This is a genomic window from Streptomyces sp. NPDC091272 (genome assembly GCF_044757485.1).
Lineage (GTDB): Bacteria > Actinomycetota > Actinomycetes > Streptomycetales > Streptomycetaceae > Streptomyces.
The window spans coordinates 71,202-86,514 of the sequence record NZ_JBIVVC010000002.1 but is presented as its reverse complement, the minus strand read 5'-3'; the positions used below and the strand labels follow the sequence as shown (position 1 = coordinate 86,514).

The 15,313-nt window shown below is 71.7% G+C and carries 16 protein-coding genes; 10 read left to right on the top strand and 6 right to left on the bottom strand.

Going from position 1 to position 15,313, the window contains the following annotated elements; translation table 11 throughout:
• Positions 1 to 47: 47 nt before the first annotated feature.
• Entirely contained in the window at positions 48 to 1,004 is a 957-nt protein-coding gene (gene meaB / locus ACIQM4_RS05225) for a methylmalonyl Co-A mutase-associated GTPase MeaB (protein WP_401586317.1), read from the top strand.
• A gap of 160 nt (positions 1,005 to 1,164) precedes the next feature.
• Here meaB and ACIQM4_RS05220 read toward each other — a convergent pair whose 3' ends face one another.
• A complete protein-coding gene (locus ACIQM4_RS05220; protein WP_401586315.1) occupies positions 1,165 to 1,863 on the bottom strand; it encodes a PepSY domain-containing protein in 699 nt (232 codons plus the stop codon).
• 146 nt (positions 1,864 to 2,009) lie between these two features.
• Between ACIQM4_RS05220 and ACIQM4_RS05215 the strand changes: the two genes are divergently transcribed.
• Together ACIQM4_RS05215 and ACIQM4_RS05210 are read left to right on the top strand one after the other, a co-directional pair.
• On the top strand, positions 2,010 to 2,684 hold the full coding sequence (locus ACIQM4_RS05215; protein ID WP_401586313.1) for a response regulator transcription factor: 675 nt from the start codon (positions 2,010 to 2,012) through the stop codon (positions 2,682 to 2,684).
• Positions 2,684 to 4,102, top strand: coding sequence for a sensor histidine kinase (locus ACIQM4_RS05210; protein ID WP_401586310.1), 1,419 nt, complete (start codon positions 2,684 to 2,686; stop codon positions 4,100 to 4,102). The genes ACIQM4_RS05215 and ACIQM4_RS05210 overlap by 1 nt, the downstream gene beginning before the upstream one ends.
• Positions 4,103 to 4,261: 159 nt before the next feature.
• On the opposite strand, the gene ACIQM4_RS05205 is transcribed toward ACIQM4_RS05210, so the two are convergent.
• The 4 genes from ACIQM4_RS05205 to ACIQM4_RS05190 all read right to left on the bottom strand — a co-directional run bounded on the left by ACIQM4_RS05205 (position 4,262) and on the right by ACIQM4_RS05190 (position 6,964).
• On the bottom strand, positions 4,262 to 4,756 hold the full coding sequence (locus tag ACIQM4_RS05205; protein WP_401588086.1) for a MarR family winged helix-turn-helix transcriptional regulator: 495 nt from the start codon (positions 4,754 to 4,756) through the stop codon (positions 4,262 to 4,264).
• A gap of 125 nt (positions 4,757 to 4,881) precedes the next feature.
• Positions 4,882 to 5,679, bottom strand: a complete 798-nt coding sequence (locus ACIQM4_RS05200) for an AIM24 family protein (RefSeq protein ID WP_401586307.1) — start codon at positions 5,677 to 5,679, stop codon at positions 4,882 to 4,884.
• Positions 5,676 to 6,326, bottom strand: a complete 651-nt coding sequence (locus ACIQM4_RS05195; protein ID WP_401586305.1) for an AIM24 family protein — start codon at positions 6,324 to 6,326, stop codon at positions 5,676 to 5,678. The genes ACIQM4_RS05200 and ACIQM4_RS05195 overlap by 4 nt, the downstream gene beginning before the upstream one ends.
• Complete coding sequence (locus ACIQM4_RS05190; protein ID WP_401586302.1) at positions 6,326 to 6,964, bottom strand: AIM24 family protein; 639 nt, start codon at positions 6,962 to 6,964, stop codon at positions 6,326 to 6,328. Before ACIQM4_RS05190 ends, ACIQM4_RS05195 begins: the two co-directional genes overlap by 1 nt.
• A 228-nt stretch (positions 6,965 to 7,192) precedes the next feature.
• Between ACIQM4_RS05190 and ACIQM4_RS05185 the strand changes: the two genes are divergently transcribed.
• The 7 genes from ACIQM4_RS05185 (at position 7,193) to ACIQM4_RS05155 (ending at position 14,071) form a co-directional block, all read left to right on the top strand.
• Positions 7,193 to 7,534, top strand: a complete 342-nt coding sequence (locus ACIQM4_RS05185) for a DUF3817 domain-containing protein (protein WP_401586299.1) — start codon at positions 7,193 to 7,195, stop codon at positions 7,532 to 7,534.
• Positions 7,531 to 7,824, top strand: a complete 294-nt coding sequence (locus ACIQM4_RS05180; RefSeq protein ID WP_401586297.1) for an MTH1187 family thiamine-binding protein — start codon at positions 7,531 to 7,533, stop codon at positions 7,822 to 7,824. Before ACIQM4_RS05185 ends, ACIQM4_RS05180 begins: the two co-directional genes overlap by 4 nt.
• A 167-nt stretch (positions 7,825 to 7,991) precedes the next feature.
• The gene (locus ACIQM4_RS05175) at positions 7,992 to 8,738 is read left to right on the top strand and encodes a hypothetical protein (RefSeq protein WP_401586295.1); all 747 of its coding nucleotides are present in this window, start codon (positions 7,992 to 7,994) and stop codon (positions 8,736 to 8,738) included.
• Complete coding sequence (locus ACIQM4_RS05170) at positions 8,735 to 9,445, top strand: DUF4166 domain-containing protein (protein WP_401586292.1); 711 nt, start codon at positions 8,735 to 8,737, stop codon at positions 9,443 to 9,445. Before ACIQM4_RS05175 ends, ACIQM4_RS05170 begins: the two co-directional genes overlap by 4 nt.
• Positions 9,442 to 10,086 (top strand): TetR/AcrR family transcriptional regulator, encoded by a 645-nt coding sequence (locus ACIQM4_RS05165; RefSeq protein WP_401586289.1) that lies wholly within the window; start codon positions 9,442 to 9,444, stop codon positions 10,084 to 10,086. The genes ACIQM4_RS05170 and ACIQM4_RS05165 overlap by 4 nt, the downstream gene beginning before the upstream one ends.
• 105 nt (positions 10,087 to 10,191) lie before the next feature.
• On the top strand, positions 10,192 to 12,051 hold the full coding sequence (locus ACIQM4_RS05160; protein WP_401586287.1) for a glycosyltransferase family 2 protein: 1,860 nt from the start codon (positions 10,192 to 10,194) through the stop codon (positions 12,049 to 12,051).
• Between the two features lies 1 nt (position 12,052).
• A complete protein-coding gene (locus tag ACIQM4_RS05155) occupies positions 12,053 to 14,071 on the top strand; it encodes a galactose oxidase-like domain-containing protein (RefSeq protein ID WP_401586284.1) in 2,019 nt (672 codons plus the stop codon).
• Between the two features lie 18 nt (positions 14,072 to 14,089).
• On the opposite strand, the gene ACIQM4_RS05150 is transcribed toward ACIQM4_RS05155, so the two are convergent.
• On the bottom strand, positions 14,090 to 15,241 hold the full coding sequence (locus ACIQM4_RS05150) for a glycoside hydrolase family 6 protein (RefSeq protein ID WP_401586281.1): 1,152 nt from the start codon (positions 15,239 to 15,241) through the stop codon (positions 14,090 to 14,092).
• Positions 15,242 to 15,313: the final 72 nt, after the last annotated feature.

Below are 15,313 nucleotides of genomic sequence, written 5' to 3'. Positions count from 1 at the left end.
GTACGCGGTTCACAGGTACGCGCCGAACGACCGAGCGGAGCTGAACGATGCAGGACGTCCCCACGCTGGTGGAACAGGCCAGGGAGGGCCGGCCCAGGGCCGTGGCCCGGCTGATCTCGCTGGTCGAGGGGGCGTCCCCGCAGCTCCGCGAGGTGATGGCGGCGCTGGCGCCGCTGGCGGGCAACGCGTACGTGGTCGGCCTGACCGGCTCGCCCGGTGTCGGCAAGTCGACATCGACGTCCGCGCTCGTGGCCTCGTACCGGCGGGCCGGGAAGCGGGTCGCGGTGCTGGCCGTCGACCCGTCGTCGCCGTTCTCCGGGGGCGCGCTGCTCGGTGACCGGATCCGGATGGCCGACCACGCCTCCGACCCCGGCGTCTACATCCGCTCGATGGCGACCCGCGGCCACCTGGGCGGGCTGGCCTGGGCGGCCCCCCAGGCCGTCCGGGTCCTCGACGCGGCAGGTTTCGACGTCGTCCTCGTCGAGACGGTGGGCGTGGGCCAGTCGGAGGTCGAGATCGCGTCGCAGGCGGACACCTCGGTGGTGCTGCTCGCCCCGGGGATGGGCGACGGGATCCAGGCCGCGAAGGCCGGAATCCTGGAGATCGGTGATGTGTACGTGGTCAACAAGGCGGACCGGGACGGCGCCGACGCCACCGTCCGCGAGCTCAACCACATGCTGGGCCTCGGGGAGTCCCGGAGGCCCGGCGACTGGCGGCCGCCGATCGTGAAGACGGTCGCGGCGCGCGGCGAAGGGATCGACGAGGTCGTCGAGGCCCTGGAGAAGCACCGCGCCTGGATGGAGGAGCACGGGGTGCTGACCGCGCGCCGGGCGGCGCGGGCGGCGCACGAGGTGGAGACCATCGCGGTCACCACGCTGCGCGAGCGCATCGGCGACCTGCGCGGCGACCGCCGCCTGGAGGCACTGGCCGCCCGGATCGTGGCGGGCGGCCTGGACCCCTACGCGGCGGCGGACGAACTGGTGGCGGGCGTGACGGAGGGCTGAGGGACGCGCCTGCTCTCCGTGGCCGTACCGCCGAGCACCGCCGGTGCGTACGGGGTGGGTACGGGGGCCGTGCCGACGCCTGCCTCCTGGGCCGCCGCCGGGCCGCGGGGCCGCCTGCCCTTGGCTGCCGCCGTGCCGCGGTACGGGACGTCCCGGGCGGTCAGCCGTCCGTGCCGGAGTCGTCCGAGGCGGAGTCGTGCGAGGCGGAGTCGTGCGACGCGGCGCCGCTGTCGTCGTCCGCGCCGTTGTCGTCCGTCCCGTTGTCGTCCGCGCCGTCGTGGTCCGTCCCGTCGGCGTCCGCGCGGTCGTCGTCCTGAGCCTTGACCGGCGTGGCCTTGCCGGTCTTGGCGTCCACGTTCACGTCCTTGCCCCGGCCGTCGCCGTCGTGGACCTCGATCTCCCAGTGGCCCTTCTCCAGGTCGGCCTCGGTCACGGTGCCCGGCGCCGCCTTGAGCGCCGCGTCCATCGCCTGCCGGACGGTGACGGGCGCGCCCTGCGGGGCGTGCCGCCCGCGGTCGTCGTCGTCCGCGTCCAGGCGCTTGGCCAGGACCTTGGCGCCGGCCGGGTCGAGCGTGACGTCGTACCACTTGCCGTCCTTGCCGAACACGTCGACGTCCCACTCCCGCCCGTCGTCCTCCAGGTCCGCGCCGGTCACAGTGCCGGGCACGGCGGACGCGGCCGTGCCGACGGCCTTGGCAGCGTCGGCCCTGCCCGCGGGGGCCTGCTTGCCCTCGTCGCGACCGGAGGCGGAGGCGGAGGCCGCCGCAGCGTCGTCGGACGGCGCGCTCAACGCGGTGGCCGTACCTCCGCCGACGAGTACGACGGCGACGGCGGTGGCGATGACGAACTTGCGCTTCATGGGGTCCTCCCGGATCCGCGATCGGTCTTCCCCGGCCTGCGTCGACCGAGTTCCTTGGTACGGACATCAATCTGGACCCGGGAGGCTGAACGCTCCCTGAAGGCGCCTGAAGCCCGTTTCAGGTAGGCCCTGCGACCCTTGTCCCCATGCGCCTGTTGATCGTGGAGGACGAGAAGCGCCTCGCGGTGTCCCTGGCCAAGGGGCTCACCGCCGAAGGTTTCGCCGTGGACGTGGTCCATGACGGTCTGGAGGGGCTGCACCGCGCGAGCGAGACCGCGTACGACCTGCTCGTCCTCGACATCATGCTGCCGGGCATGAACGGCTACCGGGTGTGCGCCACCCTGCGCGCCGCCGGGAACGACGTGCCGATCCTGATGCTGACCGCCAAGGACGGCGAGTACGACGAGGCGGAAGGGCTCGACACCGGCGCAGACGACTACCTCACCAAGCCCTTCTCGTACGTCGTCCTGCTCGCCCGCGTCCGGGCCCTGCTGCGGCGCAGGGGCGGCGCAGGACAGTCCCCGCTGCTGCGCGTCGGCGCGCTCACCCTGGACACCGCCGCCCGGCGCGTGCACCGGGGCGAGGACGAAGTCACCCTCACCGCCAAGGAGTTCGCGGTGCTCGAACAGCTGGCGCTACGGCCGGGCGCCGTCGTCAGCAAGGCGGAGATGCTGGAACACGTCTGGGACTTCGCCTACGAGGGCGACCCCAACATCGTCGAGGTGTACATCTCCACGCTGCGCCGCAAGCTGGGCGCCGAGCGCATCCAGACCGTGCGCGGCGCCGGCTACCGGCTGGTGCCGGTGGGGGGCGACGCCTGATGCGCTCGGTACGGGCAAGGGCCGCCCTCGGGGCCACCGCCGTCGTCGCCGTCGCGCTGATCGCCGCCGGGCTCGCCGTGCTGCTCGTATTGCACGACAACCTCACGGGCCAGACCGACCTCCAGTCCGAGGTGGCCGCCCAGGAGGTGGCCTCGCAGGTCGCCCTGGGGGTTCCGTACGAGAAGCTGGAACTGCCGGACGCGGAGGAGAGCCCGGTCCAGGTCGTCACGGAGAAGGGCGAGGTGGTGGCCGCCAGCAGGAAGCTGGAGGCGATCTCGGGGACCGGCAGCGCCCGGGTACGGCCGGTCGCGTCCGGCCGGAGCCCGGCGGAGGCGGACGGTGACGACGACGGCGACGACCCGGGCCGTGGGGAGGTCTCCCGCGACGAGCCCGCGCACAGTTCCGGCACCGCGACCGTCGACGGCGACAGCGCCGACTACCGGTTCGCGGCCGTCGAGGCCACCACCGGGGCCGGCGAGACCGTGACCGTCTACGCGGGCGCGCCGCTCGCCACCGAGCAGGGCGCCGTCGAGACCGTGCGCTCCGCGATGCTGGTGGGGCTGCCGGTGCTGCTGGTGGTCGTGGCCGGGGTGACCTGGCTGGTCACCCGGCGGGCGCTGCGGCCCGTCGAGGGGATCCGGCGCGAGATGGCCACCGTCACGGCGTCCGAGGACCTGTCCCGGCGGGTGCCGGTGCCGGGCACCGGTGACGAGGTGGACCGGCTCGCGGTCACCACCAACGAGACCCTGGCCGCCCTGGAGAGCTCGGTGGAGCGCCAGCGCCGGTTCGTCGCGGACGCCTCGCACGAGCTGCGCAGCCCGATCGCCTCGCTGCGCACCCAGCTCGAAGTGGCCGCCGCGCACCCGGAACTGCTCGACCTGGCGGGGGCGGTGGAGGACACCGTGCGGCTCCAGGACCTGGCCGCCGACCTGCTGCTGCTCGCTCGGCTGGACGCGGGCGAGAAGCCGGGGGCCGCCCGGCTGGACCTGTCCGCGCTGGTACGGGCGGAAGTGGCGCAGCGCGGTGGGAGCGACCGGTGCCGGGTGACCGCGAACGTGGCGGACGGGATCGAAGTGGCGGGCTCGCGGGGTCAGTTGGCCCGGGTGCTGGGCAATCTCCTCGACAACGCGCAGCGGCACGCGGAGGGTTGCGGCACCGTGACGCTGCGGGCCCGGGGGGACGGGCGCGCGGTGCTGGAGGTCGCGGACGACGGGGCCGGGGTGCCGGCGGCCGAACGGGACCGGATCTTCGAGCGGTTCGTCCGGCTCGACGACGCGCGCAGCCGGGACGACGGCGGCGCGGGACTCGGACTGGCCATCGCCAGGGATGTCGCGCGCAGACACGGCGGCACACTGACGGCGGGTCAGGCCCCGGGCGGAGGCGCGCTGTTCACGCTCGCACTGCCGGTCCTGCGGTAGCGGCCAACCGCGCGCTCTCCACCGGTCGCCCCCCCCGTTCCGGCGGAGACCCGGCCATCCGCGCGCTCTCCACCGGTCGCCCCCGTCCGGCGGTGACCCGGTCATCCGCGCGCTCCCCGTCGGCCGCCCCCGCCCGGCGACCCGGTCACCCGCGCCGCGTCACGCCTTGCCGCGCCTGCCGCGCAGTTGCTCCGTCATCGGGGTCAGCGAGGCGCGCAGCCTGAGCAGTTCCTCGGGCTCCATCGTGTCGATGAAGTGGCGGCGTACGGACGCCACGTGGTGCGGGGCGACCTTCTGCATCACCTCGCCGCCCTGCTCGGTGAGTACCGCGTACAGTCCGCGCCGGTCCGACTCGCAGTTCTCGCGGCGGACCAGGCCCGCGTTCTCCATGCGGGTGATCTGGTGCGAGAGCCGGCTCTTGGACTGGAGGGTGGCGGTCGCCAGGTCGCTCATCCGCAGCCGCTTGTCGGCGGACTCGGAGAGGTTGACCAGGATCTCGTAGTCGTTGTTGGTCAGGCCGAACGGCTGGAGATCCTTCTCCAGCTGGTGCATCAGCAGCTTGCTGGCGTCCAGCCAGGTGCGCCAGGCGCACTGTTCGGCATCGCTCAGCCAGGGCGTGGCGGCGGTGTCGTCGGCGGAGGGGGCGCTGTCCATGGGGGGCATGATCGGATTCTACCTAAGAAGTTGAATACTGGACAAAGCCTGCGAGTGTGATGCCGGGCACTCCCGGGCACCGAGGTGTCACCCGAAAGAGACGGTCACACTCCGCAGACTACCGCTCACAGTCCGAACCGGCGCTGGAGATCGCCCAGTTGACCCGGCAGCCGCGGTGCGCCCTGCTGTCCGCCGTGCTGACCGCTGGCCGGGCCCCCGCCGCCGGGCACGCCTGCGTTCTCCCCGGCCGCGCCGCCCACCGCGCCCATGGCCGCCTCGGCCCTCAGTACCTCGGTCGACTGGAGCAATACCGTACCCGCCCCGACGAACTCGAACTGGTGCTCCTCGCCGGAGGCCCCGCCGATCCCGGTCATCGCGCGCAGGCCGCCCACCAGGCCCGAGAGGTACCCGTGGTCGTAGTGGTGGCAGGGGGACGGGCAGTCCGCCCAGCCGACCAGGGCCTGCGGGTCGACGCGCAGCGGCGGCTCCATGAAGACCACCGGGCCGTTGGAGGCCGCGACGAACTTGCCCGTGCCGATCAGGGTCAGGAAACCCGGCACGATCGACTGCTTCAGCGCCAGGGTGGGCTGGTAGGCGAGCAGGTTGCCCGAGCGGATCGTCAGGTTGCCGTCCGCCAGGTCGAAGGAGTTCACGTCGAAGGCGCGGTCGGCGAGCAGCATCTTGCCGCTGCCCTCGGCGACCACCCAGTCACTGGCGTGCAGCGGCGAGTGGAAGCTCGTGCGCAGCAACCGGTCGAAGCGGCCGTGGCCGATGCCGTTGAAGTCGATCTGCCCGTAGTAGGCGATCATCTTGCCCTTCTGCAGGAACCACTGGCTCCCCTTGAGCTCCACGCAGAAGGTGTACGGATTGACGTTGTCGTCGCAGGGGAGGGTCTGCGGGTCGAGGACGACGGGAGCGGTCACAGCTTTTCCTCCGAGGCCTGTACGTACACCGCGCCGTTGCCGGACAGCTCCAGCTGGAACGCCTCGCCGGAGCCGCGTCCCACCATGTCGCGCCAGCCGAGCGCGGTCGACAGCTTGTTGGTGACGTCCCCGTGGTGCGCCACGTACGCCTGCGGGTCGACGTGCACCGGCCGCTGCGGGGTGATCGGCAGCTCGACGACGCCGCCGTGCGCCATGACGGCGACCGCGCCGTGGCCCTTCAGGGTCGTGGTGAACAGCCCCTGCCCCGACACCTGGCCGCGGACCATGCCCATCACCCCGCCCTGCGAGCCCATGAACATCGTGCCCTGCTGGAGCGTCCCGTCGAAGGCGAGCAGCCGGTCCGCCTCCACGTACAGCGTGTCCCCGGCGAGGTTGATCACCTGGATGTGGTGGCCGCCGTGGCCGAACATCACGGTGCCGCTGCCCTCCACCGTCATCAGCGGGGTCGCCTCGTTCGCGACCCGGCGGCCGATCATCGACATGACGCCGCCCTGGCCGCCCTGGATGTTCGGGGTGAAGGAGACGTCGCCGCGGTAGGCGAGCATCGCGCCGCGCTGGCTGTACATCCGCGCGCCGGGCACCACCCGGGCCTCGACCATCCGGGAGTTGATCTCGACGAACGGCATCAGACGTCGCCCCCCACCGTGTTGCGCTCGCTGGGCTGGACGTACACCAGGCCCTCGCCCTCGAAGCGGATCTGGAAGGCCTCGCCGGAGCCCTCGCCGATGAGGGTCCGGAAGTTGACGCCGGACTGGAAGGACTGGCGGAGGCTGCCGGTGTGCGCGATGTAGGCGCCCGGGTCCACCTGCAGCGGGTACCGCGCCGACACCCGCAGGACGACCGCCTGGCCGTCCGAGGTGATCGCCGCCTGGCCACTGCCCTCCACGGTCGTGGTGAACAGGCCGCCCCCCGTGGCGCCGCCGCGCAACCCGGTGAAGGTGGTGCCGGTGCGCAGGGACGCGTCCGTGCAGAGCAGGTTGCTGGACTCGACGTAGAGCTTCTCGCCGGTCAGGTTCACCAGGTTGATTTCGCTGGCGCGGTCGGCGAAGTAGCACGTGCCGTGCCCCTTGGCCTCCATCACCGTCATCTGTTCGCCGGTGAGGCGGCGGGTCACCATGCCGCGCATCCCCTCGCCGCCGCCGGTCATCTTCTTGAAGGCGATCCGGCCGTCGTACGCGACCATGGAGCCGTTCTTCGCCTTGACGGCGTCCCCGGTCATGTCGACGGCGAGCACCTTGCTGCCTTGGAGTCGGAACTGAGCCACGGGATCGAAGATATCCGCCCGATGCGTGCGCTACCAGGGTCTTCGGGCGGATACCGGCCCTGATTCGCTCTCCGGGGCACCCCCCCCGGACAACCCTGACACGACCCTGAGCCAAGGCGTGGCAAAGCCGGATGCCACAATGGAGCCGCGCTTGTGCACACGTTCACAAGATCGCCGCGGGTCCCGTCTCGCGGCCCACCCCGTTCCGACGACGAAGGTTGCCCTTCCGTGGATCTCAAGACCGCCTCCGCACTCCGCCGCCTCCGCCTGGTCTCCGCCCCCGAGGCGGTCTCCTTCCTGCTGCTGCTCGTCTGCTCGGTGCTCAAGCGCACCACGGACTTCAACGCGGTCCCGGTCATGGGCGCGGTCCACGGCCTGCTCTTCGTGCTGTACGTCCTCTTCTGGGCCGACGCCTGGAACAGGACCAGGTGGCCGCTGAGGACTGCCGCCTTCTACCTCGTGATGTCGGTCCTGCCCACCGGCGGCTTCTTCGCCGAGCGCAGGCTCAAGTCCGAGGGCGAGCGTGCCGTGATGGCCGCCCGCGCCCGCAAGGAGGCGGCAGCCGCATGATCGTCGCCTTCTCCGTCACGCCGCTGGGAGTCGGCGAGGACGTCGGCGAGTACGTCGCCGACGCGGTGCGCGTGGTGCGCGAATCGGGACTGCCGAACCGCACGGACGCCATGTTCACCTCGATCGAAGGTGAGTGGGACGAGGTGATGGACGTCGTCAAGCGTGCCGTCGCGGCCGTCGAGGCGCGGGCGCCGCGGGTGTCCGTCGTACTGAAGGCGGACATCCGCCCGTCGGTCACCGACGGCCTGACCGCCAAGGTCGAGACGGTGGAGCGCCACCTCGCCGGCTGAGCCACCCGCGGTCTCCCGCTCGCGTACAAACCCCTGGTCCCGTGGGCCAGGGGTTTTTTCGCGACCCGTGTTTGAGCAGTTGCTCAATTCAGGGTTGAGCAGTCGCTCAAAAAGGCGTACCTTCCGTTTTGAGCGGTCGCTCAAAACATCGTGGTGGGGGTACGCACATGACGCAGCTGTACGTGGAAGCGCTGATCCGCGCCGACCTGGAGACCCTCTGGGAGCGCACCCAGGAGCCGTCCCAGCACCGGCGCTGGGACCTTCGCTTCACCGACATAGACCACCTGCCGCGCCTCTCGGAGGCGGAACCGCAGCGCTTCCGGTACGCGACCCGGCTGGCGCCCTTCCTCAACGTCGCCGGTACGGGCGTCTTCGCGGGGGAGCGCCACCGCCCCGACGGGACCCGCACCTGCGCCCTGCGGTTCGCCTCGCCGCACCCGCTCTCGCTGCTCGCGGAGGGCAGCGGCTACTGGCGCTACGTCCCGACGCCGGACGGGATCCGCTTCCTCACCGGCTACGACTACCGGCCGCGCTGGGGCCGGTTCGGGAAGATGGCCGACCGCCTCGTGTTCCGGCCGCTGATGGGCTGGGCCACCGCGTGGTCCTTCGACCGGCTGCGGCTGTGGCTGGAGCACGGGAGGAGCCCGGCCCGCTCCCTGGCCGCGGCGCTGGCCGAGCTGGCGCTGCGCGTCGCCGTCGCGGTCCTCTCGGTCGTACTCGCGGCCGCCGGGCCAGCGGCCACGGGGCGCGTGCCGGAGCTCGCCGGGGCCGCCCCCGTACTCGCGGCGGTCCTCCTGGCGGCGGCGGTGCTGCTGCCGCCGCTGCCCGGCACCCCCGCCGCCCGCCGCACTCTGCGCACCCCGCCCGCCTCGGTCCGTACACCCGCCGTCCTCGCCACCCTGGAGCAGGCATGACCAGCACGACAGTCCCCCTGCGGCACGACTCGATCTTCCGCACCGCGATGGGCGACGAGACCTTCGACCGCCTCCACCCCATGCTGCAACGCCGCTTCTCGGTCGGTCTGGACAGCGGGGAGGCGTGCGTCGGGCGGGGCGTCATGGACCGGATCTGGCACGGCCCCGGCTTCGTCCGGCCGTTCCTGAAGCTCGGCGCCACCCGCAACATCCTCGTTCCGCGGACCGGCCGGAACGTCCCGTTCGTCATCGAGAACGTCCCGTACCTGGACTCCTTCGGCCGGGAGACCGTCACCTTCGTGCGGACCTTCCACCTGCCCGGCGGCCCGTACCGGTTCGACGCCACGATGATCCACAGCCCCGAGCGCGACTGCGTGCTGGACTACCTCGGCACCCACCAGCACCTCGCCAGCGACCTCCACTTCTCCGCCGACGCGCACGGCGGCCTCGTCATCCGCTCCGGCGAGCACCGCTTCCGCGAGGGCCCGGTGGACGTCCGCGTCCCGCACCTCGTCGGCGCCGACGCCGAGGTGCGCGAGACGTACGACGACCGGACAGGGCGCTTCCGGATCCGTGTCAGGGTGGTCAACAGGTGGTTCGGACCGCTCTTCGGGTACGAGGGGTCCTTCCGGGCCGCCTTCATGGCCGCGACAGCGCACGGCACACGGCCGGGGCTGCGCCCGATCCGCGAGGAGGCCCGCGCGTGAGTGCGGCGGACACCCGGGAGAAACTGCTGGTGGGGGCGTTGCGAACGCTGACCGAGCAGGGCATCGCCAAGACGTCGGCGCGCACTGTCGCAGCCGCGGCCGGGGTCAATCAGGCCCTGGTGTTCTACCACTTCGGTTCCGTCGACGAACTGCTGGCCGCCGCCTGCCGGCACGGCGCCGAACAGCGCGTCGCCCACCACAGGCCCCGGCTGGCCGCTGTCAGCTCCCTCACCGAGCTCCTGGAGTTCGGCCGGGTCATGCACGACGAGGAGAAGCGCGGCGGGCACGTCGCCTTCCTGGGCCAGCTGCTCGCCGGCGCGCAGACCCAGCCCCGGCTCGCCCCGGCGACCGCCGCCGGCCTCGACCTGTGGGTGGAGGAGATCGAGAAGGTGCTCGCCCGGGTGCTGGAGGGCAGCCCGGTCGCCGAGTTCACCGACCCGGCCGGACTCGCCCGCGCGGTCGCCGCCGCCTTCATCGGTCTGGAGTTGTACGAGGGCGTGGACGAGGCGGGCGCGATGAGCGCGCTCGACGCGCTGGAGCAGCTCGCCGGGCTGGTCGGCGTGCTGGAGGAGCTCGGCCCCGTCGCCCAACGGGCCGTCAGGCTCCGGCTGCGCAAGGTCCGGCGGACGCAGCTGCCGTAGCGTCGGCCGTCCCTCCATCGGACGACCCGAGTCGCAGCGCGCGTCGATCTGACCTTTTGTGGGATTCGTGAGGTATGGGCCTCACGGAACCACCTTGGAGGCAGCGTGTTGCCGGAGGGCTACGACTACGAGAAGTACAGCCGCCTGGCCGGGCCGCTCACGGACCCGGGGGACGGCCCCTACACGGTCGGGTACACCAGCCTGCTCTCCAAGGAGCCGCACCGAATACGCGCCGTCCTGCTGATGACGCTCGCCCCGCTGCTGTCGGCGGCGCTGCTGGCGTACCTGGTCTGGCCCTCGCACTGGACCGAGCGGGAGAACGCGGACCCCTGGCTGGTCCGCGCCGACCACACGATGCTCGGCGCGATCGCTTTCATCATGTTCTTCATGCTGCTGAACGTGGTGTCGATCGCACACGCCACGATGGTCGCCCGCGACCCGGTCCCGGTCACCGCCGAGAAGGGCACCCGGGTCGCTTTCCTCACGACGTACGTCCCTGGCAAGGAACCCCTCGCGATGGTGCGCGCCACCCTGGAGGGCGCCGGCAAGGTCCGCCACGAGGGGCCGCTCGACGTGTGGCTGCTCGACGAGGGCGACGACCCCGCGGCGAAGGCGCTCTGCGCGGAGCTCGGCGTACGTCACTTCACCCGCAAGGGCGTCCCGGACTGGAACCGGGAGAAGGGCGCGCACCGGGCGAGGACCAAGCACGGCAACTACAACGCCTGGCTGGCCATGCACGGCAAGTCCTACGACTACTTCGCCTCCGTCGACACCGACCACATCCCGCTGCCCAACTACCTGGAGCGGATGCTCGGCTACTTCCGTGACCCGGACGTCGCCTTCGTCGTGGGCCCGCAGGTGTACGGCAACTACACGGCCGCCGTCACCAAGGCCGCGGAGTCGCAGCAGTACCTCTTCCACGCGCTCATCCAGCGCGCGGGCAACCGCTACCGCGCGCCGATGTTCGTCGGCACCAACAACGTCGTACGGGTCACCGCGCTGACCCAGATCGGCGGGCTCTACGACTCGATCACCGAGGACATGGCGACCGGCTTCGAGCTGCACCGCCGCAGGAACCCGCGCACAAACCACTTCTGGCGCTCGGTCTACACCCCCGACGTGCTCGCGGTCGGCGAGGGCCCGGCGTCCTGGACGGACTTCTTCACCCAGCAGATGCGCTGGTCCAGGGGCACGTACGAGACGGTGTTCAAGCAGTTCTGGAAGGCGCCCTTCCGGGTGCCGCCCGGCCGGCTGCTCAACTACGGCCTGATGCTCGTGTACTACCCCATGACGGCGGTCAACTGGCTGCTCGGCATCCTCAGCTGCGTGCTGTTCCTGTGGTTCGGGGCGTCCGGCACCCAGGTCTCGACGTCCGTCTGGCTGATGCTCTACAGCGACGCCGTCGCGCTCCAGATCTGCCTCTACCTCTGGAACCGACACCACAACGTCTCCCCGCACGAGCCCGAGGGCTCCGGCGGCCTGGCCGGCATGGCGATGTCCGCGATCTGCGCACCGATCTACCTGAAGTCGCTGGGCGCCGCCCTGGTCGGCAGGCGCGGCCGGTTCGTGGTCACGCCCAAGGGGGGCGAGGCCAGCCCCGACCGGCTGCTGACCTTCCGCATCCATCTCCTCTGGGCGGCGGTCGTCGTGGTCTCCCTGGCCGCGTCGGTGCAGTACGGCCACACCCACGCGGCCATGCGCACCTGGGCCGTACTGGCGCTGGTCATCTCGCTCGCGCCGGTCGGCGTCTGGCTCTGGAGCGGGTACGCCGAGCGCGGCACGAACCCGCGGCGCGAAGGGGTGCACGTCGAGGCGGGACCCGAGGCGGCGGCCCCGGCCAAGAAGCCCACCACCGTCCCGAAGAAGCCCGCCACCGCTCCGAAGAAGCCCGCCATCGCCCCGAAGAAACCCGCCACCGCCACCGCCACCCCGGCCACCGCCAACGCCACCACCGGAGGGAAGTGACATGACCGACCGCCCGTCAGGCGAGCCGGCCGACAAGGCGTCCGACGCGTCGAAGGAGCCGCGCGAGAGCCAGGTCCGCGCGCCGAAGAAGCTCAGGAACAGCCTGCTGGGCGGCGGCGCCGTCATCCTGCTGGTCGGTCTCAACGCCCCCGCGGCCCTGGACTTCGCGCAGGAGAGGTACCACGCCTACAAGATCGCGCAGCCCGACTACAAGGCGGAGTACGGCTCCTGGGAGACGCTGGACATCCCCGGCGAGTACCGGCTCAACGCGATCCACGCGGCCCTCCTGCACACCGGCAAGGTGCTCCTGATCGCGGGCTCGGGCAACGACCAGAAGAAGTTCGACTCGGGGACCTTCGACACCGTCCTGTGGGACCCGGCGAAGAACACCTTCAAGAAGATCCCCACCCCCGAGGACTTCTTCTGCGCCGGGCACGCCCAGCTCCCGGACGGACAGCTCCTGGTGGCCGGCGGCACCGCCCGCTACGAGGTGCTCGGCGACAAGGTGACCCGGGCCGGCGGCGGCATGCGCGTCAAGAACGAGTCGCCCGACAAACCCATCAGCCTGAAGAAGGGCACCCGCTTCCGTTCCCCCTCGGGCGTGGAGTACGTGTCCAAGTTCGACGTGACGGTCCCCAAGGCCAAGCGCGACTTCAAGATCGGTTACTTCGCCTCGGGGCAGATGAAGCCCTGGCAGACCAAGGTGACTGCGGCCGAGGCACGCGTGTTCGTCGAGGCGGTCAAGGAGGGGGCGGGCGCGCTCACCACCCAGGCCGCGCAGTACGAGATCGTCGGCCTGCCGCAAAAGGACGCGGACAACGTCTACGGCCTCGCGCAGCGGATCAGCACCGAGAAGCAGGACTTCCAGGGCATCAAGGCGGCCTACGAGTTCGACCCCAAGGCCGAGAAGTACGTCCCGGTGTCGCCCATGAAGGACGCCCGCTGGTACCCGACGCTGACCACCCTGGAGGACGGCAGGGTCCTCGCCGCCTCCGGGCTCAACGACGTCGGTGACGTGGTTCCCGGGGACAACGAGATCTACGACCCCAGGACCAAGAAGTGGGGCAAGGGGCCCTTCCACTACTTCCCCACGTACCCCGCGCTCTTCCTCACCAAGGGCGGCAAGCTCTTCTACAGCGGCTCCAACGCGGGCTACGGCCCCGCCCTGAAGGGCCGCGAGCCCGGCCTGTGGGACGTGGACACCAACAAGTTCACGAAGGTCGGCGGGATGACCGACCAGGACCAGCTGGAGACCTCGGCCTCCGTCCTGCTGCCGCCCGCGCAGGACCAGAAGGTGATGGTGCTCGGCGGCGGCGGCGTCGGCGAGTCCGACAAGGCCACGACCCGCACCGCGATCGCCGACCTGAAGGCCGGCAACCCGGCGTTCCGGACGGGACCGCAGCTCGCCCAGGGCACCCGGTACCTCTCCAGCGTCCTGATGCCCGACGACACCGTCTTCACCAGCGGCGGCTCGAAGGACTACCGCGGCCGGAGTGCGAGCGACATCCTGAAGGCGCAGTTCTACGACCCCCGGGCCAACGCCTTCCGCGACGCCGCCGAGCCCACCGTCGGCCGCAACTACCACTCCGAGGCGCTGCTGCTGCCCGACGGCCGGGTGGCCACCTTCGGCTCCGACCCGCTCTACGGCGACGAGGACAACACCAAGCTCGGCACCTTCGAGCAGCGCGTGGAGATCTACACCCCGCCTTACCTGGAGAAGGGCAGGAGCCGCCCGGCCCTGGAAGGCGGCCCGCAGGCCTTCGCCGCCGACGAATCGGCGACGTACCGCACCAAGGACGCCGACCGGATCGTCAAGGCGCGCCTCATGCGTCCCAGCGCCGTCACCCACACCACCGACGTCGAACAGCGCTCGATCGAGCTCGGTCTGAAGAAGGACAAGGGCAAGATCACGGTGACGGTGCCGGACGACCGCACCCTGGTCCCGGCGGGCTGGTACATGCTGTTCGCCACCGACAAGGACGGCGTGCCGTCGGTGGCGCACTGGATCCAGGTCAAGTAGGCCGAGCGGCGCGCCGGCTCACCCGCTCGCGCGGGCCAGGCCCAGCGCGTAGTCCGGCCACCAGGTCCCCGCCGCGGGGCCGCCCCGGCACTGGCCGTCCGAGTCGCCGGGGCGCTTGATCCACAGGTACGCGTCGAGCAGCGCGTTCCCGGTCCGGTCGGTGGGCGGCTTGCCCAGTGCCCGGCCGGTCGGGTTGCACCAGGCGTCGGTGCGCGAACCCGACAGCGGACCCTTGCCGTTGCGGCTGGAGTCGACGACGAAATGGGCGCCGCCGAGCAGTCCGGACAACTGCGCCCCGTACGACTTCACGACCTCGTCGCGCTGGAAGTTCGACACGTTCAGCGAGAACCCGTCGGCCTTCTCGACCCCGGCCCGCTTCAGCGGATCGACCAGCTTCCCCGGGTCGGTGATCCAGGCCGGGTTCCCCGCGTCCAGGTAGACCTTGGTCCCCGGCTGCTGCTTCAGCCGGTCGATGGACTGCGAGAGCAGCCGGCTGCGCTCGTCGTGGACCTCGGCGGGGGTGCAGCCGTCGACGATGTGCGGGACGGCGTCCGGCTCAAGGATCACCGTCGTGCGGGCGTTGCCGATGGTGCTCGCGAAGGAGTCGAGCCAGTTCCGGTAGGCGTCGCTGTCGGCCGCGCCGCCCGCACTGTGCTGGCCGCAGTCGCGGTGCGGGATGTTGTACGCGACGAGCACGGCGGTGCGCCCGGCGCCGGACGCCCCGGCCGTGGCCCGCCGGACGTCCGGCACCGGGTCGTCGCCCGCGGGCCAGTTGGCCACCGGCCGCTCGGAGATCTTCTTGAGCTGGTCCGCGTCCTCGGTACGCCCCTGCGCCGTCCACTCCTGCACCTGGCGTGCGGCGCTGGACCGCGGGTCCACCCAGAAGGGGGAGGTGTCGGCGGGCGGCTCCTGCGCCCGCGTGGACGGCGCGTCGGCGGAGGCGGCGGGCGCTGCGGGGACGGCGGAGTCGGCCGACGCACACCCGGCGACCCCGGCCAGGGCGACCACGACCGCGAGCACGAGCGAGGTACGGGTGACGGGCGCGGACGCACGGGTGGCGGACGTACGGGTCGCGGACACACGGGTGAGGCGCGCACGGCTGGTGAAGTGCGCACGGCTGAGATGCGGAAAGCTCAGCGCACGCGTACGGACAATCCTTCGGCCGGACATCCAGCCCCCTCGGGACGGCGGTGCAGACGGACGGAACGGAACGCCCAATCGTGACATAACGCACAGTTAGTG

Coding starts and splice junctions, on each gene's coding strand:
- meaB (WP_401586317.1), top strand. CDS start 48: ATGCAGGACGTCCCCACGCTGGTGGAACAGGCCAGGGAGGGCCGGCCC.
- ACIQM4_RS05220 (WP_401586315.1), bottom strand. CDS start 1,863: ATGAAGCGCAAGTTCGTCATCGCCACCGCCGTCGCCGTCGTACTCGTC.
- ACIQM4_RS05215 (WP_401586313.1), top strand. CDS start 2,010: ATGCGCCTGTTGATCGTGGAGGACGAGAAGCGCCTCGCGGTGTCCCTG.
- ACIQM4_RS05210 (WP_401586310.1), top strand. CDS start 2,684: ATGCGCTCGGTACGGGCAAGGGCCGCCCTCGGGGCCACCGCCGTCGTC.
- ACIQM4_RS05205 (WP_401588086.1), bottom strand. CDS start 4,756: ATGGACAGCGCCCCCTCCGCCGACGACACCGCCGCCACGCCCTGGCTG.
- ACIQM4_RS05195 (WP_401586305.1), bottom strand. CDS start 6,326: ATGCCGTTCGTCGAGATCAACTCCCGGATGGTCGAGGCCCGGGTGGTG.
- ACIQM4_RS05180 (WP_401586297.1), top strand. CDS start 7,531: ATGATCGTCGCCTTCTCCGTCACGCCGCTGGGAGTCGGCGAGGACGTC.
- ACIQM4_RS05175 (WP_401586295.1), top strand. CDS start 7,992: ATGACGCAGCTGTACGTGGAAGCGCTGATCCGCGCCGACCTGGAGACC.
- ACIQM4_RS05170 (WP_401586292.1), top strand. CDS start 8,735: ATGACCAGCACGACAGTCCCCCTGCGGCACGACTCGATCTTCCGCACC.
- ACIQM4_RS05155 (WP_401586284.1), top strand. CDS start 12,053: ATGACCGACCGCCCGTCAGGCGAGCCGGCCGACAAGGCGTCCGACGCG.
- ACIQM4_RS05150 (WP_401586281.1), bottom strand. CDS start 15,241: ATGTCCGGCCGAAGGATTGTCCGTACGCGTGCGCTGAGCTTTCCGCAT.